At 67.7% G+C, this 22,627-nt stretch carries 31 protein-coding genes and 1 tRNA gene; 24 read left to right on the top strand and 8 right to left on the bottom strand.

The window, feature by feature from the left end; translation table 11 throughout:
• Positions 1–311, top strand: a 311-nt coding sequence (locus RT051_RS04950; protein WP_313072866.1) for a UbiA family prenyltransferase, incomplete at its 5' end; no start/stop codon positions are given.
• Between the two features lie 13 nt (positions 312–324).
• Here RT051_RS04950 and proC read toward each other — a convergent pair.
• Complete coding sequence (gene proC, locus RT051_RS04955; RefSeq protein ID WP_313072871.1) at positions 325–1,164, bottom strand: pyrroline-5-carboxylate reductase; 840 nt, start codon at positions 1,162–1,164, stop codon at positions 325–327.
• Positions 1,165–1,265: 101 nt separating this feature from the next.
• Positions 1,266–2,771, bottom strand: coding sequence for a glycerol kinase GlpK (gene glpK, locus RT051_RS04960; RefSeq protein ID WP_313072875.1), 1,506 nt, complete (start codon positions 2,769–2,771; stop codon positions 1,266–1,268).
• Positions 2,772–2,880: 109 nt separating this feature from the next.
• On the opposite strand from glpK, the gene RT051_RS04965 reads away from it, so the two are divergent.
• The 19 genes from RT051_RS04965 to RT051_RS05055 all read left to right on the top strand — a co-directional run bounded on the left by RT051_RS04965 (position 2,881) and on the right by RT051_RS05055 (position 13,683).
• A complete protein-coding gene (locus RT051_RS04965; RefSeq protein WP_313072879.1) occupies positions 2,881–4,482 on the top strand; it encodes a glycerol-3-phosphate dehydrogenase/oxidase in 1,602 nt (533 codons plus the stop codon).
• A 224-nt stretch (positions 4,483–4,706) separates the two neighbouring features.
• A complete protein-coding gene (rplN, locus tag RT051_RS04970) occupies positions 4,707–5,075 on the top strand; it encodes a 50S ribosomal protein L14 (RefSeq protein WP_313072883.1) in 369 nt (122 codons plus the stop codon).
• Between the two features lie 13 nt (positions 5,076–5,088).
• Positions 5,089–5,409, top strand: a complete 321-nt coding sequence (gene rplX / locus RT051_RS04975; RefSeq protein WP_313072886.1) for a 50S ribosomal protein L24 — start codon at positions 5,089–5,091, stop codon at positions 5,407–5,409.
• 11 nt (positions 5,410–5,420) lie between these two features.
• The gene (gene rplE / locus RT051_RS04980; RefSeq protein ID WP_313072889.1) at positions 5,421–5,960 is read left to right on the top strand and encodes a 50S ribosomal protein L5; all 540 of its coding nucleotides are present in this window, start codon (positions 5,421–5,423) and stop codon (positions 5,958–5,960) included.
• Between the two features lie 11 nt (positions 5,961–5,971).
• Complete coding sequence (gene rpsN, locus RT051_RS04985; protein ID WP_313072891.1) at positions 5,972–6,277, top strand: 30S ribosomal protein S14; 306 nt, start codon at positions 5,972–5,974, stop codon at positions 6,275–6,277.
• Between the two features lie 21 nt (positions 6,278–6,298).
• A complete protein-coding gene (gene rpsH / locus RT051_RS04990; RefSeq protein ID WP_313072893.1) occupies positions 6,299–6,694 on the top strand; it encodes a 30S ribosomal protein S8 in 396 nt (131 codons plus the stop codon).
• A gap of 25 nt (positions 6,695–6,719) precedes the next feature.
• Positions 6,720–7,253 carry a 50S ribosomal protein L6 gene (rplF, locus tag RT051_RS04995; RefSeq protein ID WP_313072897.1) on the top strand — a complete coding sequence of 178 codons (534 nt, stop codon included), beginning with the start codon at positions 6,720–6,722 and terminating at the stop codon, positions 7,251–7,253.
• A gap of 11 nt (positions 7,254–7,264) precedes the next feature.
• Positions 7,265–7,630 (top strand): 50S ribosomal protein L18, encoded by a 366-nt coding sequence (gene rplR / locus RT051_RS05000; RefSeq protein ID WP_313072901.1) that lies wholly within the window; start codon positions 7,265–7,267, stop codon positions 7,628–7,630.
• 18 nt (positions 7,631–7,648) lie between these two features.
• Positions 7,649–8,170, top strand: a complete 522-nt coding sequence (gene rpsE, locus RT051_RS05005; RefSeq protein ID WP_313072905.1) for a 30S ribosomal protein S5 — start codon at positions 7,649–7,651, stop codon at positions 8,168–8,170.
• A gap of 14 nt (positions 8,171–8,184) precedes the next feature.
• Entirely contained in the window at positions 8,185–8,367 is a 183-nt protein-coding gene (rpmD, locus tag RT051_RS05010) for a 50S ribosomal protein L30 (protein ID WP_100133813.1), read from the top strand.
• Between the two features lie 11 nt (positions 8,368–8,378).
• Complete coding sequence (gene rplO / locus RT051_RS05015; RefSeq protein WP_313073050.1) at positions 8,379–8,810, top strand: 50S ribosomal protein L15; 432 nt, start codon at positions 8,379–8,381, stop codon at positions 8,808–8,810.
• Positions 8,811–8,833: 23 nt separating this feature from the next.
• Positions 8,834–10,153, top strand: a complete 1,320-nt coding sequence (gene secY / locus RT051_RS05020) for a preprotein translocase subunit SecY (protein ID WP_313072915.1) — start codon at positions 8,834–8,836, stop codon at positions 10,151–10,153.
• Positions 10,154–10,308: 155 nt separating this feature from the next.
• Positions 10,309–10,422: a 50S ribosomal protein L36 gene (gene rpmJ / locus RT051_RS05025; protein ID WP_003050535.1), complete on the top strand. Its 114-nt coding sequence runs from the start codon at positions 10,309–10,311 to the stop codon at positions 10,420–10,422.
• Between the two features lie 27 nt (positions 10,423–10,449).
• Positions 10,450–10,815 (top strand): 30S ribosomal protein S13, encoded by a 366-nt coding sequence (rpsM, locus tag RT051_RS05030; protein WP_312302620.1) that lies wholly within the window; start codon positions 10,450–10,452, stop codon positions 10,813–10,815.
• A gap of 16 nt (positions 10,816–10,831) precedes the next feature.
• Positions 10,832–11,236: a 30S ribosomal protein S11 gene (gene rpsK, locus RT051_RS05035; protein ID WP_313072923.1), complete on the top strand. Its 405-nt coding sequence runs from the start codon at positions 10,832–10,834 to the stop codon at positions 11,234–11,236.
• A 128-nt stretch (positions 11,237–11,364) separates the two neighbouring features.
• Positions 11,365–11,988 carry a 30S ribosomal protein S4 gene (gene rpsD / locus RT051_RS05040; protein ID WP_313072927.1) on the top strand — a complete coding sequence of 208 codons (624 nt, stop codon included), beginning with the start codon at positions 11,365–11,367 and terminating at the stop codon, positions 11,986–11,988.
• Positions 11,989–12,103: 115 nt separating this feature from the next.
• Entirely contained in the window at positions 12,104–13,093 is a 990-nt protein-coding gene (locus RT051_RS05045) for a DNA-directed RNA polymerase subunit alpha (RefSeq protein ID WP_313072932.1), read from the top strand.
• Between the two features lie 88 nt (positions 13,094–13,181).
• Complete coding sequence (gene rplQ, locus RT051_RS05050) at positions 13,182–13,580, top strand: 50S ribosomal protein L17 (RefSeq protein ID WP_313072935.1); 399 nt, start codon at positions 13,182–13,184, stop codon at positions 13,578–13,580.
• A 26-nt stretch (positions 13,581–13,606) separates the two neighbouring features.
• A tRNA-Met gene (locus tag RT051_RS05055) sits at positions 13,607–13,683 on the top strand.
• Positions 13,684–13,846: 163 nt separating this feature from the next.
• Here RT051_RS05055 and rsmI read toward each other — a convergent pair.
• On the bottom strand, positions 13,847–14,788 hold the full coding sequence (rsmI, locus tag RT051_RS05060; protein WP_313072938.1) for a 16S rRNA (cytidine(1402)-2'-O)-methyltransferase: 942 nt from the start codon (positions 14,786–14,788) through the stop codon (positions 13,847–13,849).
• On the opposite strand from rsmI, the gene RT051_RS05065 reads away from it, so the two are divergent.
• Genes RT051_RS05065 through RT051_RS05075 form a run of 3 tightly spaced genes read left to right on the top strand, consistent with a single transcriptional unit; the run spans position 14,788 to position 16,515 of the window.
• A complete protein-coding gene (locus tag RT051_RS05065; RefSeq protein ID WP_313072941.1) occupies positions 14,788–15,192 on the top strand; it encodes a YraN family protein in 405 nt (134 codons plus the stop codon). The genes rsmI and RT051_RS05065 overlap by 1 nt on opposite strands.
• A gap of 58 nt (positions 15,193–15,250) precedes the next feature.
• On the top strand, positions 15,251–15,853 hold the full coding sequence (locus RT051_RS05070; protein WP_313072943.1) for an SIS domain-containing protein: 603 nt from the start codon (positions 15,251–15,253) through the stop codon (positions 15,851–15,853).
• Positions 15,850–16,515 carry a BON domain-containing protein gene (locus RT051_RS05075; protein ID WP_313072947.1) on the top strand — a complete coding sequence of 222 codons (666 nt, stop codon included), beginning with the start codon at positions 15,850–15,852 and terminating at the stop codon, positions 16,513–16,515. The genes RT051_RS05070 and RT051_RS05075 overlap by 4 nt, the downstream gene beginning before the upstream one ends.
• 33 nt (positions 16,516–16,548) lie before the next feature.
• Here the strand turns inward: RT051_RS05075 and RT051_RS05080 are convergent, their stop codons facing one another.
• The 3 genes from RT051_RS05080 to RT051_RS05090 all read right to left on the bottom strand — a co-directional run bounded on the left by RT051_RS05080 (position 16,549) and on the right by RT051_RS05090 (position 19,751).
• A complete protein-coding gene (locus tag RT051_RS05080) occupies positions 16,549–17,478 on the bottom strand; it encodes an NAD(P)-dependent oxidoreductase (protein ID WP_313072951.1) in 930 nt (309 codons plus the stop codon).
• 91 nt (positions 17,479–17,569) lie between these two features.
• Positions 17,570–18,706: a PilT/PilU family type 4a pilus ATPase gene (locus RT051_RS05085; RefSeq protein WP_313072956.1), complete on the bottom strand. Its 1,137-nt coding sequence runs from the start codon at positions 18,704–18,706 to the stop codon at positions 17,570–17,572.
• Position 18,707: 1 nt separating this feature from the next.
• On the bottom strand, positions 18,708–19,751 hold the full coding sequence (locus RT051_RS05090) for a type IV pilus twitching motility protein PilT (protein WP_313072960.1): 1,044 nt from the start codon (positions 19,749–19,751) through the stop codon (positions 18,708–18,710).
• A 33-nt stretch (positions 19,752–19,784) separates the two neighbouring features.
• Between RT051_RS05090 and RT051_RS05095 the strand changes: the two genes are divergently transcribed.
• Entirely contained in the window at positions 19,785–20,528 is a 744-nt protein-coding gene (locus tag RT051_RS05095; RefSeq protein WP_313072965.1) for a YggS family pyridoxal phosphate-dependent enzyme, read from the top strand.
• A 29-nt stretch (positions 20,529–20,557) separates the two neighbouring features.
• On the opposite strand, the gene RT051_RS05100 is transcribed toward RT051_RS05095, so the two are convergent.
• Both RT051_RS05100 and RT051_RS05105 read right to left on the bottom strand, forming a co-directional pair.
• Positions 20,558–21,802 carry a branched-chain amino acid ABC transporter substrate-binding protein gene (locus RT051_RS05100; protein ID WP_313072968.1) on the bottom strand — a complete coding sequence of 415 codons (1,245 nt, stop codon included), beginning with the start codon at positions 21,800–21,802 and terminating at the stop codon, positions 20,558–20,560.
• On the bottom strand, positions 21,799–22,533 hold the full coding sequence (locus RT051_RS05105) for a TetR/AcrR family transcriptional regulator (protein WP_313072970.1): 735 nt from the start codon (positions 22,531–22,533) through the stop codon (positions 21,799–21,801). Before RT051_RS05105 ends, RT051_RS05100 begins: the two co-directional genes overlap by 4 nt.
• Positions 22,534–22,627 lie beyond the last annotated feature (94 nt).

Consider the following 22,627-nt stretch of genomic DNA (forward strand, 5'->3'; position numbering starts at 1 on the left):
TGGTGGACCGCGACGACGACCTGAAGATCGGCATGCGCACCTCGGCCATCACGCTGGGGCGCTTGGACGTCGCCGGGGTCATGCTGTTCTTTGCGCTGTGCCTGCTGCTCACGGCGCTGGCGCTGGCCGGCGAGGGCCTGGGCTGGCCGCTGTGGCTGGGCCTGGGCGCGGCGGCCGCCCAGGTGCTGTGGCACTGGACGCTGATCCGCCGCCGCGCGCGCGAGGGCTGCTTCGTCGCCTTCAGCAAGAGCCACTGGATCGGCGCGGCGATCTTCGCCGGCGTGGCGCTGGGCTACGCGCTGCGCGGCTGAGCGCGCCGGGCCTTTAGCCGCCGAACTCGGCCGCCAGTTCGCGCGCGCGTGCCTCGGCCGCCTGCATGGCGGCGATGAAGTGTCCCGGCACGCCCCCCTCCTGCAGCCGCTTGATGGCCGCGTGCGTGGTGCCGCCCGGGCTGGTCACGCGCTGGCGCAGCACCTCGGGCGCGTCGCCCGAGCACGCCGCCAGCTCGGCCGCGCCCTGGAAGGTGGCGATCGCCAGCTGCCGGGCCTGCGCGGCGGGCAGGCCCATGGCCGCGCCGGCCTGCTCCATGGCTTCGAGAAACAGAAAGACATAGGCCGGCCCCGAGCCCGACAGGGCGGTCACGGCGTCCAGCTGCTCCTCGCGCTGCACCCACAGGTGCTGGCCGGTGGGAGCGATGACCTGCCCGATGCGCTCGCGCGCGGCCGCGTCCACCCCGGGCCGGGCAAACAGGCCGGTGATGCCGCGCCCGACCAGCGCCGGCGTGTTGGGCATGGCGCGCACGATGCGCTCGCTGCCCAGCCAGCGCGCCAGGCTGTCCGTGGGAATGCCGGCGGCCACGCTCAGGTGCAGGGCCCCGGGCGCGAGGTGGGGCAGGGCCTGCCGCGCCGCCTCGCGCAGCACCTGGGGCTTGACGGCCCAGACCACCAGCTGCGCCTGCGCCAGCGCTGCCTGTGGCGCGGCCAGCGCCTGCACGCCCAGACGCGCCTGCAGCGCCTGGCGGGCGGCCGCGAGCGGCTCGACCACGGTCACGCGCGCCGGCGCCAGGCCCTCGCGCAGCAGGCCGCCGGCCAGGGCGCTGGCCATGTTGCCGCCGCCGATGAAGGCCAGGGAGAAGTCGGGGGCGGTGGGCTGGGTGGAAGACATGGTTGCTATTGAAAAAGTAGTGACGGGTCGTTGGCTGTGCTGGTTTTCGGAATGAAAAGTGCCGCAAACCGTTGATTAACGCTGGCTACGCGCTATGGTTTTCAGCCTTCCGGCTCCAGCGTCGCCTGCGCCACGGCGTGCTCCCAGCGCGCCATCAGCGCCTCGGCGCGCGCGCGCTCCATGGTGGGCACGAAGCGCCGCTCGGCGCGCCACAGGCGGGCCAGCTCCTCCTGGCTGGCATAGACGCCGCTGGCCAGCCCCGCCAGGTAGGCCGCGCCCAGGGCGGTGGTCTCCACCACCGCCGGGCGCACCACCGGGATGCCCAGCAGGTCGGCTTGGAACTGCATGAGCAGGTCGTTGACGCAGGCGCCCCCGTCCACGCGCAGCTCGGCGACCGGCGCGCCGCCGGCCGCGGCCACGTCGCGCCCCATGGCGGCCAGCAGCGCGGCGCTCTGGTAGGCGATGGACTCGAGCGCCGCGCGCGCGATGTGCGCCAGCGTCGTGCCGCGCGTGAGGCCGGTGATGGTGCCGCGCGCGTCGGGCCGCCAGTAGGGCGCGCCCAGGCCGGTGAAGGCCGGCACCAGCATCACGCCGCCCGAGTCGGGCACGCTCTGGGCGAGCTGCTGCACCTCGCTGCTGGCGCGGATGGCGTGCAGGCCGTCGCGCAGCCACTGCACCACGGCACCGCCCACGAACACGCTGCCTTCGAGCGCGTACTGCGGCGGCGCGCCGGTGGTCTGCGCGGCACTGGTGGCCAGCAGGCCGTTGCCGCTGGTCTGGAACTGCCCGCCCGTGTGCATGAGCATGAAGCAGCCCGTGCCGTAGGTGTTCTTGGCCATGCCGGCGGAAAAGCAGGCCTGGCCGAACAGGGCGCTTTGCTGGTCGCCCGCCACGCCGGCAATGGCCACGGGGGCGCCCAGCAGGTCGGCGCCGGTGGTGCCGAAGTCGCCGCTGGAGGGCAGCACCTCGGGCAGCAGCGCGCGCGGGATGTCCAGCAGCTGCAGCAGCTCCTCGTCCCATTGCTGGGTATGGACGTTGAAGAGCATGGTGCGGCTGGCGTTGCTCACGTCGGTGACGTGGCGCGCGCCCTGGGTCAGCTGCCAGATCAGCCAGCTGTCCACGGTGCCGAAGGCAAGCTCCCCGGCCTCGGCTGCGGCGCGCGCGCCGGGCACGTGCTCGAGCAGCCACTGCAGCTTGGTGGCCGAGAAATAAGCGTCGATCAAAAGGCCCGTCTTTTGCTGGATGGCCGCCTCGTGCCCGTCCTCGCGCAGGCGTGCGCACAGGGGCTCGCCGCGCCGGTCCTGCCAGACGATGGCGTGATGCAGCGGCGCGCTGGTGGCGCGGTGCCACAGCAGCGTGGTCTCGCGCTGGTTGGTGATGCCGATGGCGCGCACCTGGCGCGCCGTGACGCCGGCCTGCTGCAGCGCCTGGCGCGCCGTAGCCAGCTGGGTGCGCCAGATCTCGCGCGGGTCGTGCTCCACCCAGCCCGGGCGCGGGTAGATCTGCGGCAGCTCCTGCTGCGCCTGCGCCAGGATGTGGCCCTCGGGCGTAAAGACGATGGCGCGCGAGCTGGAAGTGCCTTGGTCGAGTGCGAGCAGGTAGGTCATGGAGGGCGAGCATAAATCGCCCGGTGCCCCGGGCGCGGCGTCCCGGCCGCAGGATGGGCCTCTCGGGTAAACCCCGACCGGCGCGCCGGAAGTCGTGGAAAATCGCCGCATGACTGCTGACACCGCCCCCACCCCCCTGCCCACCGACCGCGCCCGGCTGCTCGCGCAGCTGGCGCGGCCCGAACCCTATGACCTGGTGGTCGTCGGCGGCGGCGCCACCGGCCTGGGCGTGGCGCTGGACGCGGCGGCGCGCGGCTTTTCGGTGGCGCTGCTGGAGTCGCACGACTTCGCCAAGGGCACCTCCTCGCGCGCCACCAAGCTGGTGCACGGCGGCGTGCGCTACCTGGCCCAGGGCAACATCGCCCTGGTGCGCGAGGCCCTGCACGAGCGCACCACACTGCTGAAGAACGCGCCGCACCTGGCGCAGCCGCTGGCCTTCGTCATGCCGTCGTACAAGCTGTGGGAGACGCCTTTTTATGGCACCGGCCTGAAGGTCTATGACGCGCTGGCCGGCAAGGCCGGCCTGGGCCCCACCCAGTGCCTGGGCCGCATGGAGACGCTGCGCTGCCTGCCCACGGCCGCCGCCGACGGCCTCAAGGGCGGCGTCAAGTACTGGGACGGCCAGTTCGACGACGCGCGCCTGGCGCTGGCGCTGGCGCGCACCGCGGCGCTCAAGGGCGCGCTGGTGCTGAACTACTGCCCGGTGACGGACCTGATCCACGAAAACGGCAAGGTGGCCGGCGTGGTCTGCGAGGACGCCGAGACCGGCCAGCGCCTGCAGGTGCGTGCGCGCTGCGTGGTCAACGCCACGGGTGTGTGGGTGGACGCGCTGCGCCAGCGCGACGGCGAGCAGACGGGCCGCAAGCTGGCGCCCCTGGTCGCCCCCAGCCAGGGTGTGCACCTGGTGGTGGACCGCGACTTCCTGCCCAGCGACCACGCCCTGATGGTGCCCAAGACGGCCGACGGCCGCGTGCTGTTCGCCGTGCCGTGGCTGGGCAAGCTGATCCTGGGCACCACGGACAGCCCGCGCCAGGACCTGGCGCGCGAGCCCCTGGCCCTGCGCGAGGAGGTGGCCTTCATCCTGGGCGAGGCCGCGCGCTACCTGCGCCGCGCGCCGCGCGCCGGGGACGTGCGCAGCATCTGGGTGGGCCTGCGCCCGCTGGTCAAGCCCCAGGGGGCGGACGAGGGCAGCACCAAGAGCATCAGCCGCGAGCACACGGTGATTGCCAGCGCCTCGGGCCTGGTCACCGTGACGGGCGGCAAGTGGACCACCTACCGCGCCATGGCCGAGGACGTGCTGCAAAAGTGCATGGACGCGCGCCTGCTGCCCGCGCGGGCGGGCGGCGTCACGGTGCGCCTGCCGCTGGTCGGCGCGCCCGCCGGCCGGCCGCGCCACGGCATGAACGAGCCCCAGGGCCCGCACTCCTACGGCACCGAGGCCGCCGTCGTCGCCGCGCTGCCGGGCGCCGACGTCTGGCTGGCCGAGGGCCTGAGCGAGGCCATGGTGCGCCACGCCGTGCGTCACGAGTACGCGCGCACGGTGGAGGACGTGCTGGCGCGCCGCGCGCGCGTGCTGTTCCTGGACGCACAGCTGGCCGCCCGCCTGGCGCCGCGCGTGGCGACCCTGCTGACCGAGGAGCTGGCTGGTCACGACCCGCAACTGGCGGCCTTCGAGGCGCTGGCGCGGCAGTACGCCACCGTGCCGCAGTGAATGCGGCGCGCCGCGCACCAGGGGTGTTGACGGCGCACTTTTCTTTTGCGACAATCTCGGGCTTCGCGTTGGCAGCTACTGCCTTCGCGAGGCATATCTGCCCAGCGGGAAGCGCCGTAAATGGTTTGCGGCGCGGACGACGGGCCCAAGACTGACTGGCGTTGACCTTTTCGCATCCGGTTTCTCGGGTGGGAAGGCCGCTGGTACAAGTTGGGAATATTCACATGATCCAGACAGAAACTCGGTTGGACGTCGCCGACAACACCGGCGCGAAGTCCGTGCAGTGCATCAAGGTGCTGGGCGGCTCCAAGCGTCGCTACGCCAGCGTGGGCGACATCATCAAGGTGAGCGTCAAGGAAGCTGCTCCGCGCGGTCGCGTCAAGAAGGGCGAGATCTACAGCGCCGTGGTGGTCCGCACCGCCAAGGGCATCCGCCGCGCCGACGGCTCGCTCGTCAAGTTCGACGGCAATGCCGCCGTGCTGCTCAATGCAAAGCTGGAGCCCATCGGCACCCGCATCTTCGGCCCCGTGACGCGCGAGCTGCGCACCGAGCGCTTCATGAAGATCGTGTCCCTGGCTCCTGAAGTCCTCTGAAGGAATAGGCACCATGAACAAGATCCGCAAGGGCGACGAAATCGTCGTGCTCACCGGGCGCGACAAGGGCAAGCGCGGCACCGTGACGGTGCGCAAGGACGATGCCTACCTCATCATCGAGGGCATCAACCTGGTCAAGAAGCACGTCAAGCCCAACCCCATGAAGGGCACCATGGGCGGCATCGTGGAGAAGGCCATGCCCATCCACCAGTCCAACGTGGCCATTTTCAACGCCGCCACCGGCAAGGCCGACCGCGTCGGCATCAAGGTGCAGGCCGACGGCACGCGCGTGCGTGTCTTCAAGTCCAGCGGCGCCGAAATCAAGACGGCTTAAAGGATTCCCCCATGGCACGACTGCAACAACTCTATCGCGACAAGATCGCGGCCGAACTGAAGGAAAAGTTCGGCTACCAATCCATCATGGAAGTCCCGCGCCTGACCAAGATCACCCTGAACATGGGTGTGAGCGAAGCCGTGGCCGACAAGAAGGTGATGGACAACGCCGTGGCCGATCTGACCAAGATCGCCGGCCAGAAGCCCGTGGTGACCAAGGCCAAGAAGGCCATTGCCGGCTTCAAGATCCGCGAAGGCCAGGCCATCGGCTGCATGGTCACGCTGCGCGGCGTGCGCATGTATGAGTTCCTGGACCGTTTCGTCACCGTGGCCCTGCCGCGCGTGCGTGACTTCCGCGGCATCTCGGGCCGCGCCTTCGACGGCCGTGGCAACTACAACATCGGCGTCAAAGAGCAGATCATCTTCCCCGAAATCGAGTACGACAAGGTGGATGCCCTGCGTGGCCTGAACATCAGCATCACCACGACGGCCAAGAACGACGAAGAGGCCAAGGCGCTGCTCGCCGGCTTCCGTTTCCCGTTCAAGAACTGAGAGAGCGTCTTATGGCTAAGAAAGCTTTGATCGAGCGCGAACTCAAGCGCGAAAAACTGGCCGCCAAGTACGCTGCCAAGTATGCGGAACTGAAGGCCATCGCCGGCGACGCCAAGCGCTCCGACGAAGAGCGTGACGCGGCCCGTCTGGGCCTGCAGAAGCTGCCGCGCAACGCCAACCCCACGCGCCAGCGCAACCGCTGCGAGATCACGGGCCGCCCGCGCGGCACGTTCCGCCAGTTTGGCCTGGCCCGCAACAAGATCCGCGAACTGGCCTTTGCCGGTGACATCCCCGGTGTCACCAAGGCCAGCTGGTAAGCGCAGCAGGAGAGATACAACATGAGCATGAGTGATCCCATCGCTGACCTGCTGACCCGCATCCGCAACGCACAGATGGTCTCCAAGGCCACCGTGTCGGCGCCTTCCTCCAAGGTGAAGGTCGCCATCGCGCAGGTGCTCAAGGACGAGGGTTACATCGACGGCTTCGAAGTCAAGAGCGAAGCCGGCAAGTCGGAACTCGAAATCACCCTCAAGTACTACGCCGGCCGTCCGGTGATCGAGCGCATCGAGCGCGTGAGCCGTCCCGGCCTGCGCGTGTACAAGGGCTCGGCCGCCATCCCCCAGGTCCAGAACGGTCTGGGCGTGGCCATCGTCACCACCCCCAAGGGCGTGATGACCGATCGCAAGGCGCGCGCCACCGGTGTCGGCGGCGAAGTGCTGTGCTACGTGGCCTGACGCGGCATTCAAGGAGAACATTGAAATGTCCCGAGTAGGCAAATCCCCGGTGACCATCCCCCAGGGTGTGGATGTGTCCATCAACGACAGCCAGATCAGCGTCAAGGGCGCGGGCGGCACGCTGCAGCTCGCCCAGCACGCGCTGGTCAAGGTGGCCAGCAACGAAGGCAAGCTGAGTTTCACGCCGGCCGACGAGTCGCGTGAGGCCAATGCCATGAGCGGCACCGTGCGCCAGCTGGTCAACAACATGGTGGTCGGCGTGAGCCGCGGTTTCGAGAAGAAGCTGACCCTGGTGGGCGTGGGCTTTCGCGCCGCCGCCACGGGCTCCAAGCTGAACCTGAACATCGGCTTCTCGCACCCCGTGAGCTTTGACATGCCCGCCGGCATCACCGTGGCCACCCCGACCCCGACCGAAGTCGTGGTCAAGGGTGCGGACCGCCAGGTGGTGGGCCAGCTGGCCGCCGAAATCCGCGCCGTGCGTCCGCCCGAGCCCTACAAGGGCAAGGGCATCCGCTACGCGGATGAGAAGGTCGTCATCAAAGAGACCAAGAAGAAATAAGGAGCTGCAACATGTTGACCAAGAAAGAGCAGCGTCTCCGCCGTGCCCGTCAGACCCGCATCCGCATTGCCCAGCAGGGCGTGGCGCGCCTGACCGTGCACCGCACCAATCTGCACATCTACGCCAGCGTCATCTCCGAAGACGGCGCCCGTGTGCTGGCCAGCGCCTCCACGGTGGAGCCCGAGGTGCGCCAGTCCCTGGGTGGCGAGGGCAAGGGCGGCAATGCCGCCGCGGCCCAGATCATCGGCAAGCGCATTGCCGAGAAGGCCAAGGCGGCCGGCATCGAGCGCGTGGCTTTCGACCGTTCGGGCTTTGCCTACCACGGTCGCGTCAAGGCCCTGGCCGAAGCGGCCCGTGAAGCCGGCCTGCAGTTCTAAAGCTCAAGCGAGATAACAATGGCTAAATTTCAACCCCGAGTGCAGGACGAAGGTCGCGACGACGGTCTGCGCGAGAAGATGATCGCGGTCAACCGCGTGACCAAAGTCGTGAAGGGCGGCCGCATTCTCGGCTTCGCAGCCCTGACGGTGGTCGGCGACGGTGACGGCCGCATCGGCATGGGCAAGGGCAAGTCCAAGGAAGTGCCCGCCGCCGTGCAGAAGGCCATGGAAGAGGCCCGCCGCAAGCTGGTGAAGGTCTCCCTCAGGGAGGGCACCATCCACCACAACGTGACGGGCCACCACGGCGCTGCCGTGGTCATGATGGCTCCCGCGCCCAAAGGTACCGGCATCATCGCCGGCGGCCCCATGCGCGCCGTCTTCGAAGTCATGGGCATCACCGACATCGTGGCCAAGAGCCACGGTTCGTCCAACCCCTACAACATGGTGCGCGCAACGCTCAACGCCCTGTCCAACTGCACGACGCCGGCCGAAGTGGCCGCCAAGCGTGGCAAGTCGGTCGAAGAGCTGTTCGCCGCCTGATGGAGTCAGCTGACATGACAACCCAACAAACCGTGAAGATTCAATTGGTGCGCAGCCCCATCGGCACCAAGGAATCACACCGCGCCACCGTCCGTGGCCTGGGCCTGCGCAAGCTCAACAGCGTGAGCGAGCTGCAGGACACCCCGGAAGTGCGCGGCATGATCAACAAGATCAGCTATCTGGTCAAAGTCCTCTGAAAGGGTCGATGATGGAACTCAATAGCATCAAGCCCGCAGAAGGGGCGACGCGCGAGCGCCGCCGCGTCGGCCGCGGCATCGGCTCGGGCCTGGGCAAGACCGCAGGCCGCGGTCACAAGGGCCAGAAGTCGCGCTCCGGCGGCTACCACAAGGTCGGCTTCGAAGGCGGCCAGATGCCGCTGCAGCGCCGTCTGCCCAAGCGCGGCTTCAAGTCGCAGAGCCTGAAGTTCAACGCCGAGGTGACGCTGTCGGCCCTCGAACGCCTGGGTGCCGACGAAGTCGACGTGCTGGCGCTCAGGAAGGCCGGCCTGATCGACGAGCTGACCCGCGTGGTCAAGGTCATCAAGAGCGGTGAGATCACCCGCGCCGTGAAGCTGAGCGGTGTGCTCGCCACGGCAGGCGCCAAGGCGGCCATCGAGGCTGCCGGCGGCAGCGTGGCCTGACCGGCCGTTTGCGAAAGGCATCCGTGGCAACGAACGCAGCTCAACTGGCGAAGACCGGCAAGTTCGGCGACCTTCGCCGGCGTCTGGTCTTTCTGCTGCTCGCGCTGGTCGTATACCGCGTGGGCGCGCACATCCCGGTCCCGGGAATCGATCCGGCGCAGTTGCAGCAACTGTTCAGCGGCCAGCAGGGCGGCATCCTCAACCTCTTCAACATGTTCTCGGGCGGGGCGCTGTCGCGCTTCACGGTCTTCGCGCTGGGGATCATGCCGTACATCTCGGCATCGATCATCATGCAGCTGATGACCTACGTGGTTCCCACGTTCGAGCAGATGAAGAAGGAAGGGGAGGCCGGTCGCCGCAAGATCACGCAGTACACCCGTTACGGGACCGTCGGCCTGGCCGTTTTCCAGTCGCTGGGCATCGCCGTGGCACTGGAAAGCCAGGCGGGGCTGGTGCTCGATCCGGGCTTTGGCTTCCGCATGACGGCCGTGGTCAGTCTCACTGCAGGCACCATGTTCCTGATGTGGCTGGGCGAGCAGATCACTGAGCGTGGTCTGGGCAACGGGATCTCGATCCTGATCTTCGCCGGCATCGCTGCCGGCCTGCCCAGCGCCTTGGGTGGCCTGCTGGAGTTGGTGCGTACTGGTGCCATGGGCATCCCCGCCGCCATCTTCATCGTGGCAATCGTGGGCTTGGTCACGTACTTCGTGGTGTATGTGGAGCGCGGCCAGCGCAAGATCCTGGTGAATTACGCACGCCGTCAGGTGGGCAACAAGGTGTATGGGGGGCAGTCCTCGCACCTGCCGCTCAAGCTGAACATGGCTGGCGTGATCCCGCCGATCTTCGCCTCGTCGATCATCCTGCTGCCCGCGACCATCGTGAACTGGTTCAGTGCCGGTGAGTCCATGCGCTGGCTGCGCGATATCGCAGGCACGCTCACGCCTGGTCAGCCGATCTACGTGCTGCTGTATGCAACCGCCATCGTGTTCTTCTGCTTCTTCTATACCGCGCTGGTTTTCAACAGCCGGGAGACGGCAGACAACCTGAAGAAGAGCGGGGCGTTCATCCCCGGGATTCGTCCGGGTGAGCACACGGCACGCTACATCGACAAGATCCTGGTTCGGCTGACGCTGGCGGGGGCGATCTATATCACCTTCGTGTGCTTGCTGCCGGAGTTCCTGATCCTGAAGTACAACGTGCCGTTCTATTTTGGCGGCACCTCGCTGCTGATCATCGTGGTGGTGACCATGGATTTCATGGCCCAGGTGCAGAACTACCTGATGAGCCAGCAGTACGAGTCGCTGCTCAAGAAGGCGAACTTCAAGACGACGGCTGGCGCCTGACCCACTGGCCTGGTTTTGGTGAATCCGCTATAGTGGCGGGTTCGCCAGAATTGCGGCAATTTTCATTGATGCCCAACGTTCGCTCGCGGGCTGATTTTTGTGTTCCGCTGTATCCCGTAAGGGAAGGAACGATTGGACAAGTTTAGGAGAATGCAATGAGAGTTTCGGCTTCGGTAAAGAAGATCTGCCGCAACTGCAAAATCATCCGCCGCAAGGGTGTGGTGCGCGTGATCTGCACAGATCAGCGTCACAAGCAGCGCCAGGGCTGATGGCTTAACGATCATTAGAGGACGCACATGGCTCGTATCGCTGGTATCAACATTCCGCCCCATCAGCATGCCGAAATTGGTCTGACGGCCATCTACGGCATTGGGCGCACCCGTGCTCGCAAGATCTGCGATGCATGCGGCATCGACTACTCCAAGAAGGTCAAGGAATTGACCGACGCAGATCTGGAAAAGATCCGCGACCAAATCGCCCAGTTCACCATCGAAGGTGACCTGCGTCGCGAGACGACGATGAACATCAAGCGCCTGATGGACATCGGCTGCTACCGGGGCTTCCGTCATCGCCGCGGCCTGCCGATGCGCGGTCAGCGCACCCGTACCAATGCACGCACCCGCAAGGGTCCGCGCAAGGGCGCAGCGGCACTGAAGAAGTAAGGACTGAAAGAACCCTATGGCTAAGTCTCCCGCCAACAACGCCGCCCAGCGCGTGCGCAAGAAGGTCCGCAAGAACGTGTCGGACGGCATCGCCCACGTTCACGCCTCCTTCAACAACACCATCATCACCATCACCGACCGCCAGGGCAACGCACTGTCGTGGGCATCGTCGGGCGGTCAGGGCTTCAAGGGCTCGCGCAAGTCCACCCCGTTTGCCGCGCAGGTGGCTTCCGAAGTGGCAGGCCGCGCCGCCATGGAGCAGGGCATCAAGAATGTGGACGTCGAGATCAAGGGCCCCGGCCCGGGTCGCGAGTCGTCGGTGCGCGCACTGGGCGCACTGGGCATCCGCATCACGTCGATCTCCGACGTGACGCCCGTGCCGCACAACGGCTGCCGCCCGCCGAAGCGCCGCCGCATCTGAACCCGGGCTGCTGGTCTTCACAGAGCTCCGCAGCCCCTTTTACCGAAGCCCACCGCCACCGGCTGCGCACGCAGCGAAGGTGGCTCCCGCAAGTTGCTTGCGGCAGCTGAAATTCCAAGGACACACAAGTGGCACGCTATCTCGGCCCCAAGGCCAAACTCTCCCGCCGCGAAGGCACGGACCTGTTCCTCAAGAGCGCACGTCGCTCCATCGCGGACAAGGCCAAGTTCGACTCCAAGCCCGGCCAGCACGGCCGCACCTCGGGCTCCCGCACCTCCGACTATGGCCTGCAGCTGCGCGAAAAGCAGAAGGTCAAGCGCATGTACGGCGTGCTGGAGAAGCAGTTCCGCCGCTACTTCGAGGAGGCCGAGCGCCGCCGCGGCAATACCGGCGCCAACCTGCTGGGTCTGCTGGAATGCCGCCTGGACAACGTGGTCTACCGCATGGGCTTCGGCTCCACGCGTGCCGAGGCGCGCCAGCTGGTGTCGCACAAGGCCATCACCGTGAACGGCCAGTCCGTAAACATCGCCTCCTACCTGGTCAAGACCGGTGACGTTGTGGCCGTACGCGAAAAGTCCAAGAAGCAGGCGCGCATCGCCGAGGCGCTGCAGCTGGCGCAGCAGGTGGGCATGCCCGCCTGGGTCGAAGTCAATGCCGACAAGGCCGAGGGCGTGTTCAAGAAGGTGCCTGACCGCGACGAGTTCGGTGCCGACATCAACGAATCGCTGATCGTCGAGTTGTACTCGCGTTGATCCACGGACGCCCCGCATCCGGAAAAACATACACCCCTGGCGCGAGGCATCGCGCCGGGGGCGCTTCGCCAGCCTTACCGGTGTAACGAGCTGGGGGTATTGAGAGGAAGTCTGCATGCAAACCAATTTGCTGAAGCCCAAGACCATCAACGTGGAGCAGCTGGGCGCCAACCGTGCCCAGGTGGAGCTGGAGCCCTTCGAGCGCGGCTATGGCCACACGCTGGGCAACGCCCTGCGTCGGGTGCTGCTGTCTTCCATGCTGGGCTACGCAGCAACGGAGGTGACCATCGCCGGGGTGGTGCACGAATACTCGTCCATCGACGGCGTGCAGGAGGATGTGGTCAACATCCTCCTGAACCTCAAGGGCGTGGTCTTCAAGCTGCACAACCGCGACGAGGTGACGCTGTCGCTGCGCAAGGATGGCGAGGGCATCGTCACGGCGCGTGATATCCAGACACCGCACGACGTGGAGATCATCAATCCCGACCACGTTATCGCCCATCTGTCTGCCGGCGGCAAGCTGGACATGCAGATCAAGGTCGAGAAGGGCCGCGGCTACGTGCCGGGCAACGTGCGCCGCCATGCCGACGAGTCCACCAAGTCCATCGGCCGCATCGTGCTCGACGCTTCGTTCTCTCCCGTGCGCCGCGTGAGCTACACGGTCGAGAGCGCCCGTGTGGAGCAGCGTACCGACCTGGACAAGCTGGTCATGGAAATCGAGACCAATGGCGCGATTTCGGCCGAAGACGCGGTGCGCGCCTCGGCCAAGATCCTGGTCGAGCAGCTGGCGGTGTTCGCCCAGCTGGAAGGCGGCGAGCTGGCGGCCTTCGAGCCTGCGAGCTCGCGCGGCGCTGCCACTTTCGATCCGGTGCTGCTGCGCCCGGTGGACGAGCTGGAGCTCACGGTGCGTTCGGCCAACTGCCTGAAGGCCGAGAACATCTATTACATCGGCGACCTGATCCAGCGCACCGAAAACGAGCTGCTCAAGACGCCCAACCTGGGCCGCAAGTCGCTCAACGAGATCAAGGAAGTCCTTGCCTCGCGCGGCCTGACCCTGGGCATGAAGCTCGAGAACTGGCCGCCCGCCGGCCTGGACAAGCGCTGATTTATAATTTTCGTTTCCCCCTCGGGGAGTGCTCCGGGCAGTACCTGATACGGCTGCCCGTTTTAATTGACTGAAAAAGGAAAGCACCATGCGCCACGGACACGGCCTGCGTAAACTCAACCGCACCACATCGCACCGCCTCGCGATGCTGCAGAACATGATGAACTCGCTCATCGAGCACGAGGCCATCAAGACCACCGTCCCGAAGGCCAAGGAACTGCGCCGCGTGATCGAGCCCATGATCACCCTGGCCAAGGAAGACTCGGTCGCCAACCGCCGCCTGGCGTTCAACCGCTTGCGCAACCGCGACAACGTGACCAAGCTGTTCAACGAGCTCGGCCCGCGTTTCAAGGCCCGTCCGGGCGGCTATACGCGCATCCTGAAGATGGGCTTCCGTGTGGGCGACAACGCTCCCATGGCCTATGTGGAATTCGTCGAGCGCGCTGAAGAAAACGCAGCCGCCGAAGAAAACGTCGCCAAGGCCTGAAAAACCGGTTATACTAACGTTTCTGACGCGCGATGGAGCAGCCTGGTAGCTCGTTGGGCTCATAACCCAAAGGTCGGAGGTTCAAATCCTCCTCGCGCAACCAAACAAGGCAGGTTCTGCCTGCACTTCAAAGACCCGCTTTATGCGGGTCTTTTTTTGTCTGTTTTTTCCGTTTTGCTCCCCTGCTGCGAGGGGGCTGGTGCCCCGGCTCAAGCCTCGGGCCGCATGCAGGCAGCCCCAGCGCTTGAGTGCTGCCCCGTTGTCATTCAGTCGCCGCCCGTGTCGTCTCTGTCTTCTCGCCTGAGCCGCAACGCCGCCTCGTAGAGCACATTGCGCGGGGCGCCGGTGATCTGTGCGGCAAGTTTTACGGCTGCCTTGGTCGGCAGCTCCTGCAGCAGCAGTTGCAGCACTTCCACGCTCCGCTGTTCTTCGCCCGTGCGTGCGGGCTGGGCCGGGTGCAGCAGCACGACGAACTCTCCGCGCGTGCGCTGCGGCGCGGCCTCCAGCCAGGCGGCGAGGTCCTGCGCGGCGTGGGTCGTCACCTCCTCGAATTGCTTGGTGAGCTCGCGCGCCAGCGTCACGCGCCGCTGCGCGAAGGGGGCCAGGGCCTGTGCCAGGTCGCGGATCCGGTGGGGAGCTTCGAGCAGAACGGTGCAGCGGACCTCGTCCGCCAGTCGTTGCAGGGCCGCTGCGCGCTCCGCGCCCCGGGGCGGCAGGAAGCCGGCGAAGACAAAGCCCTCAGCCTGCGGCGAAGTCGCCACGGCGCCGGCCACGCTCAGGGCCGCCGTCACGCTGCTCGCGCCAGGCAGGGGCAGGCAGCGCAGGCCGGCCTCGCGCACGGCGGCCACCAGTCGCGCTCCCGGGTCGCTCAGCCCGGGGGTGCCCGCATCGCTGGCATAGACGACACGTTCGCCCCTTCGCAGCCGGCCGATGACCTGTTCGGCGGCGCCCGCCTCGTTGTGCTGGTGCACCGCCAGCAGGGCGCCCGCCGCCTTGTCGATGCCATAGGCGCGCAGCAGCGCCTGGGTGTGGCGCGTGTCCTCGCAGGCGACCGTGTCCGCCAGCGCCAGCACATGCAGTGCGCGCAGGCTGATGTCGGCCAGGTTGCCGATGGGCGTGGCCACGACGTAGAGCGTGCCCTCCGGATAATGCTGGCCGGCAGCCGCGTCGTGCGCTGCGGCGAGGGCGGAGGCAAAGGATGCGCTCAATGGAATTCCTTCGAAGCAAGAAAGGGCAGGGGGCGAATGTGCCTGCGCCCGGAACGCGCGTGGCGGGCGCCGCGGCTGAGGACCGGGCACTGGCCTACCTGCAGCAGGCGGGTCTGGCGCTGGTGCAGCGCAATTATCGGACCGCCGGTCGCGGCGGCGGCGAGGTCGACCTGATCATGCGTGAGCCCGACGGCACGCTGGTCTTCGTCGAGGTGCGCAGCCGCGGCCGCGCCACGCACGGCGGTGCGGGCGCGAGCATCGGCGCCGTCAAGCGCCGACGCATCGTCTTTGCGGCCCAGTGCTTTCTGCTGCGCTGGCCTGCGCCTCCGCCATGCCGCTTCGACGCGGTGCTGATCGATGAAGGCCGGCTGCAGTGGCTGCGCGGCGCGTTCGAGGCCTGCTGAGCAGCCGCAGACCAGCGCCGGCGGCGGTCATGGGGCCGGGGGGTATGATTCCCGCCCCATGCTTGAGCACCGGATCCAACAGCACTTCATCGACAGCGCCGACCTCAAATACCAGGCCGCCCAGGCCCTCGGCGCCCCCATCGCCGCGGCGGTGCATGCCATGGTCGCCTCGCTGACCGGGGGGGCCAAGGTGCTGGCCTGCGGCAGCGGCACCTGCGCGGCGCTGGCCCAGCAATTTGCCGTCATGTGCGTGGCCGGCTTCGAGCGCGAACGTCCGGGCCTGGCCGCCCTGGCGCTGGCCCCCGATGCATCCTGGATGTCCGCCGGCACCGACGGCAGCGCGGCGCAGGGCGCCCTGCTGGCGCGCCATGTGCACGCCCTGGGCCATGCCGGCGACGTGCTGCTGCTGCTGGCCACCAGCGGCAACGAGCCGGCCTTGCTGGATGCCGTGCGCGCCGCGCACGAGCGCGAGATGACCGTGGTGGCCCTGGCCGGGCGCGACGGTGGCAGCCTGGCTGCCCTGCTGCGCGAGACCGACGTGCTCATCACCATCCCGCACGAGCGCGCCGCGCGGGTGCGCGAGATGCAGGTGCTGGTGCTGCACTGCCTGTGCGACGGCATGGACGCCCAATTGCTCGGAGATCAGGAGGTCATGCCATGAGTCATTCCCTTTTTCGCGCGGCTTCGGCCTCCCTTGCTGCAGCGACGCTGGGCGCTGCGCTCACGGCCTGCGCGCCACTGGTCATCGGCGGCGGCGCCCTGGTTGGCACCCTGATGGCCACCGACCGGCGCACCGCCGGCACCCAGGTCGAGGACGAGGGCATCGAGCTGCGCGCCGCCTCGCGCCTGCGCGAAACGCTGCCCGGAGAGGCGCACGTCAACGTGACCAGCTACAACCGCCAAGTGCTGCTGACCGGCGAGGTGCCCACGGCCGAGGCCCGCCAGAAGGCCGAGGAGGTGGTGCGCGGGGTGGAGAACGTGGCGTCCACCGTCAACGAGCTGGCAGTCATGGCGCCCACGTCGCTGTCGCAGCGCTCGGGCGACACCTTCATCACCGGCAAGGTGCGCGCCAGCCTGGTGGACGCACGCGACCTGACGGCCACCGCCTTCAAGGTCGTGACCGAGCGCAACGTGGTCTATCTGATGGGCCGCGTGACGCAGCGCGAAGCCACGCGCGCCGCCGAGATCGCGCGGGGAGTGAGCGGCGTGCACAAGGTGGTGCGCGTCTTCGAGCTGGTCAGCGAGGAGGAGCTGGCGCGCCAGCCTGCGCAGCCCGCCACCGTCACGCAGGACCCGGCCGCAACCCGCCCGCCAGCCCGCTGAACCCGCAGCGCCGGGCCGCCCCGGCGCTGTCCGTCAGTCCTTGGCCGGCACCAGGCGCGTGACCAGGCTGGACGTGTCCCAGCGCCCGCCGCCGGCACGCTGCACGTCGCCGTAGAACTGGTCCACCAGCGCCGTCACCGGCACGCGTGCGCCGTTGCGCCGCGCCTCCTCGAGTACCAGGCCCAGGTCCTTGCGCATCCAGTCCACGGCAAAGCCGAAGTCGAAGCGCCCCTCGGCCATGGTCTTGCCGCGGTTGTCCATCTGCCAGCTCTGCGCCGCGCCCTTGCCGATGACGTCCAGCACCAGCGGCATGTCCAGGCCCGCCTGCTGGCCGAACGCCACGGCCTCCGACAGGCCCTGCACCAGCCCGGCGATGCAGATCTGGTTGACCATCTTGGCCAGCTGGCCGGCACCGCTGTCACCGATGCGCGTGAAGGCGCGGGCAAAGGCCAGGGCCGTGGGCGCCACCGCGTCGAATGCCTGCGGGTCGCCGCCGCACATCACCGTGAGCTGGCCGTTCTGTGCCCCGGCCTGGCCGCCGGAGACGGGCGCATCGACGAACTGCAGGCCCTGGCTGCGGGCCGCGGCATACAGCTCGCGCGCTACTGCCGCCGAGGCCGTCGTGTGGTCCACGAAGATGGCGCCCGGCTGCATGCCGGCAAAGGCCCCGTCCGGGCCCAGTACCACCGAGCGCAGGTCGTCGTCATTGCCCACGCAGCAGAAAACGATGTCCGCCCCGGTGGCCGCCTCGCGCGGCGTCTTGGAGGTGTTTTCGGTGTTTTGCGGCGCAAACTCTTGATTCCATGCTATGGATTTCGCTTGCGTGCGGTTGTACACCGTCACGCTGTGGCCGGCGCGCGCCAGGTGGCCGGCCATGGGGTAGCCCATCACGCCCAGGCCCAGGAAGGCCACGCGCCGGGGAGCGTTTTCGGGATAGCTGCGGGGGTTGATGCTTTGGCTCATGCGTCTTCGGGGTTCGTGAGAAAAGAGAGGGAAGGCTGCTTGCGCAGCGCGGTCGTGGTGCGCGGCTTGCTGCCGGGCGGAAGGGCTGGGCTCAGACGATGCTCAGGTGCTCGGTGCCTGCGTCCAGGTCGTCCGAGCGCGCCCGCTGGCTGCCCAGCTTGACCTGCAGGCGCAGGTCGTTGGCCGAGTCGGCGTTGCGCAGGGCGTCTTCGTAGCTGATGGCGCCGGCCTCGAACAGGTCGAACAGCGCCTGGTCGAAGGTCTGCATACCCAGGTTGCGGCTTTTCTTCATGACTTCCTTGATTTCGGCCACCTCGCCCTTGAAGACCAGGTCGGCGATCAGGGGGCTGTTGAGCATGACCTCGACCGCGGCCACGCGCCCGCGGCCGTCCTGGCGCGGCAGCAGGCGCTGCGAGATCACGGCGCGCAGGTTCAGCGACAGGTCCATCAGCAGCTGCGTGCGCCGCTCCTCGGGAAAGAAGTTGATGATGCGGTCCAGCGCCTGGTTGGCGCTGTTGGCGTGCAGCGTGGCCAGGCACAGGTGGCCGGTCTCGGCGAAGGCGACGGCGTGCTCCATGGTCTCGCGGTCGCGGATCTCGCCCATCAGAATCACGTCGGGCGCCTGGCGCAGCGTGTTCTTGAGGGCGGCCTCCCAGCTCTCGGTGTCCAGCCCCACCTCGCGCTGCGTGACCACGCAGTTCTTGTGCGGATGCACGAACTCCACCGGGTCTTCCACCGTGATGATGTGGCCGTGGGAATGCTCGTTGCGCCAGTCCAGCATGGCGGCCAGCGTCGTGCTCTTGCCCGAGCCCGTGGCGCCCACCATCACGCACAGGCCGCGCTTGCTCATGACCACCTCCTTCAGCACCGGCGGCATGCCCAGGGCGTCGATGGTCGGCGGCGTGCTCGGGATGGTGCGCAGCACCAGGCCCACGCGGCCCTGCTGCAGAAAGGCGTTGACGCGAAAGCGCCCGATGCCCGCCGGCGAGATGGCGAAGTTGCACTCCTTGGTGCGCTCGAACTCGGCCGCCTGGCGGTCGCTCATGATGCAGCGCGCCAGCATCAGCGTGTGCGCCGGCGCCAGGGGTGGCGCGGCCACCTTGGTCACTTTGCCGTCGAGCTTGATCGCGGGCGGAAACTCGGCGGTGAGGAACAGGTCGCTGCCGCCGCGGCTGACCATCAGCCGCAGCAGGTCGTTGATGAGCTGGGTGGCCTGGTCGCGTTCCATGTCAGTCGGGGAAGTTCTCGGCCACCTTGGCCTTGCCGCGCGCTTCGGCGGCGGTGATGACGTTGCGGCGCACCAGGTCGGCCAGGTTCTGGTCGAGGGTCTGCATGCCCAGGCTGTTGCCGGTCTGGATGGCCGAGTACATCTGCGCCACCTTGGCCTCGCGGATCAGGTTGCGGATGGCATTGGTGCCCAGCATGATCTCGTGCGCTGCCACGCGCCCCGCGCCGTCGCGCGTCCTGCACAGGGTCTGCGAGATCACCGCCTGCAGCGACTCCGACAGCATGGCGCGCACCATTTCCTTTTCCGCCGCGGGGAAGACGTCGATGATGCGGTCGATGGTCTTGGCGGCGCTGGATGTGTGCAGCGTGCCGAAGACCAAGTGCCCGGTCTCGGCGGCCGTCATGGCCAGGCGAATGGTCTCCAGGTCACGCATCTCGCCCACCAGGATGGCGTCCGGGTCCTCGCGCAGCGCCGACCTGAGCGCCGCGGCGAACGACAGCGTCATGGGCCCGACCTCGCGCTGGTTGATCAGGCACTTCTTGGATTCGTGCACGAACTCGATCGGGTCCTCCACCGTCAGGATGTGGCCGTACTGGCACTCGTTGAGGTGGTTGACCATGGCCGCCAGCGTGGTGGACTTGCCCGACCCCGTGGGGCCGGTCACCAGCACCAGGCCGCGGGGTTTCAGCGCCAGGTCGCAGAAGATCTTCGGGGCGTTGAGCTGCTCGAGCGACAAAATCTTGCTCGGGATGGTGCGAAACACCGCCCCGGCGCCGCGGTACTGGTTGAAGGCATTGACCCGAAAGCGCGCCAGGCCTTCGATCTCGAAGGAGAAATCGACCTCCAGGAACTCCTCGTAGGCCTTGCGCTGGGCGTCGGTCATGATGTCGTACACCATGGCGTGCACCGCCTTGTGGTCCAGCGGCTCCACGTTGATGCGGCGCACGTCGCCATGCACGCGGATCAGGGGCGGCAGGCCCGCGGACAGGTGCAGGTCCGAGGCCTTGTTTTTCACGCTGAAGGCGAGCAATTGGGTGATGTCCACAGGGCCTCTTGAATCGTCCGGTACGCAAAGAAAATGACAAATATTATCGACACCGTCGCCGCCCGCCTGAACGAAGTGCGGGCGCGCATCGACAGCAGCTGCGCCGCGGCGGGCCGGCCCGCCGGATCCGTGGCGCTGCTGGCCGTCTCCAAGACCTTCGGGCCCGAGGCGGTGCTGGCTGCCGCGCAGGCCGGCCAGCGCGCCTTCGGCGAGAACTACCTGCAGGAGGCGGTGGACAAGATGGCCGCCCTGCAAGGCATGGCGCCCGCTCTGGCCGGCGAGCTGGTCTGGCACTGCATCGGCCCCCTCCAGAGCAACAAGACGCGGCTGGTGGCCGGGCACTTCGCCTGGGCGCACACCATCGACCGGCTGAAGATCGCCCAGCGCCTGTCCGACCAGCGGCCGCCGGGCATGCCGCCCCTCAATGTCTGCATCCAGGTCAACGTCGATGGCGGGGCCAACAAGTCCGGCGTGGCGCCCGGGGAGGCGCTGGAGCTGGCGTGCGCCGCAGCCCGCCTGCCGCGCCTGGCGCTGCGCGGCGTCATGGCCATCCCCGAGCCGCAGCAGGACTTTGCCGCGCAGCTGGCCGTGCACCAGCGCGTGCGCGCGGTATTTGACGCGATTGCCGCCTCAGGTGCCGAAGGGCTGGAGCGCTTCGACACCCTGTCGCTGGGCATGACGGGCGACCTGGAGGCCGCCGTGGCTGCCGGCAGCACCCTGGTGCGGGTCGGCAGCGGGATCTTCGGTGTGCGCGCCGTGCACGTCGGCGCGACCTGAATCGCCCAGCTGGGGGCGAAACAGAGGAGTCAGGGGCGCTTCATCTTGCAGTCGCTGCCCTGGGCCAGCTCGTTGCCTGAATACACGGCATCTGTACGAAAACCGTAGCGCGTGCCTTCCCAGCCGAGCTTGACCGCCTTGCCGTCCACTGGGGCAATGGTGTTGACCACTTGCGGCAGCAGCAGCTGGTGGTCCTCGCCGCGCATGCGCAGCGGCCCCAACGGGGTCTCGACCGTGAGGTCTTCCAGCGCACGGGCAACTTTCACCGGATCGGTGGACTGGGCCTTGTTGATGGCAGCCGCGAGAAAGCGGGGCGTCAGGTCGATGCGCGGCGCCAGGAAGTCCTTGCCGGTCTTGGCCTTGTAGGCCGCCGCCAGGGCGTCCACCCTGGGCGTATCGGCCTGGCCGGGGTGCCATTCGGCCACCCAGGTCAACTGGCCCCGCCCCGCCTGGGAGACGGCCAGTACCGTGCCGGGCACCGAGCCTGCGCTGTGGTTGAAGTAGCGCAGGTCATACCCGGCCTCGCCGGCTGCCTTGAGCAGCAGCGCCATGTCCTGTCCCCAATTGCCCGTGATCACGGAGCTCGCTCCCGAACCCTTGATCCTGGAGACATAGGGGGCAAAGTCCTTGACGCGCCCGATGGGGTGCAGTGTCTCGCCGGTGAACTGGATGTCGGGGCGCGCCAGGCTCACTAGCTCGCGGCCGTAGTGGGCCCACTGCTTACCGTGCGCGTAGTCCTGGTTCAGCAGGTACACCTTCTGGATGTCGGCCTGGCCCTTGATGTAGTTGGCGATGGCTTTCATCTTCATGGCCGTGTTGGCCTCGAACTGGAAGTGCCAGAAGCTGCACGCCTTGCCGGTCAGTTCCGGATCGATGGAGGAGTGGTTCAGCACCAGGATTTCCTTGCCCGGATTGCGCTGGTTGTGGCGCGTGGCGGCCTGCACCAGCGCGGTGACCACCGAGGACCCCGAGCCACCGGTCACGATGGCCCGGGCGCCTTGGTCGATGGCTGCCTGCAGGGCGCTCTGGCTCTCCTGGGCCGACAGCTTGCTGTCGAATTGCAGCAGCTGCAGCTGCGTGCCCTTCCACAGCCCGCCCCTGGCGTTGATGTCCTCGACCGCGTACTGCGTGTGCGTCAGCATCAGCTCTCCGACGTTGGCGAAGGGCCCGGAGAGGGGGTCGATGTAGGCGATCTTGAAAGTTTCCTGGGCGTGCGTGCTGATGGCGCACAGGGCAAGGGCGGCGGCGGCCAGCGGGCGCAGGCAGTGGGTCATGGGGCGCTTTCTTCAGGTGGATGGGAGGCAACAAGGGAGGAGGGGGCCGGCTTGCGACGCGCCTTGCGCAGGCCCAGGACGCGCCAGGCCAGCTCGGACAGCTCGCGCACCACTTCGGCGGGCGACAGGCGCCCATCGGGCCGGTACCAGTGGTAGAGGAAGCCCGGCAGGCTGCAGGCGGCCATGGCCGTCAGGCGGGTTTCCTTGAAGTCGAGCATCCCGTCCGCGCGGGCCTGCTCCATCAGCGCGCACATGCGGTCATAGAAATGGTTGGCCAGCTTCTTTTGCATGGCCAGGAATTCGGGCCGGAACACCTGCGGCTCGCGGTAGGGGAAGAAGGCCGCCGGGTGGTGCTCGATGGTGGCGCGAATCAGCCGCTCGACGCCCTCGGTGACCTTGAGGTGCGCCGGGCGGGCGTCGTCCTCGGGGAAGTCCATGGCGGTGAAGCAGGCCACGGCGGGGCGCCAGCACAGCGTCTCGAAGATTTCCTGCTTGTTGCGGAAGTAGTAATAGACGTAGGGCTTGCTCACCCCGAGCGCCTGGACGATCTGCTCCATGGTCGTGAGGGCGTAGCCCTGGGCGTCGAACAAGGTCTCGGCCGCCGCCAGGATGCGCTCGCGCTTTTCGTCGGTGGTGGCGGTGCTGGCGCGCTGCCGGCCCCGTGCCTGCACCGGAGATTTCTCCCAGAAGGGAGTGGCTCTCGAAGCCGTTGTCGCCTTTGTTCTACCCATTGGTAGTATTTTTCTACTGAGCGGTATACATTGGCAAGACGGTGCCTGGCCGCTGTCCTCATGGCAAACCCTCGGAAGGCGCCGCGAAACAACG

This window comes from Melaminivora sp., assembly GCF_032059615.1.
Classification (GTDB): Bacteria; Pseudomonadota; Gammaproteobacteria; order Burkholderiales; family Burkholderiaceae_C; genus Melaminivora.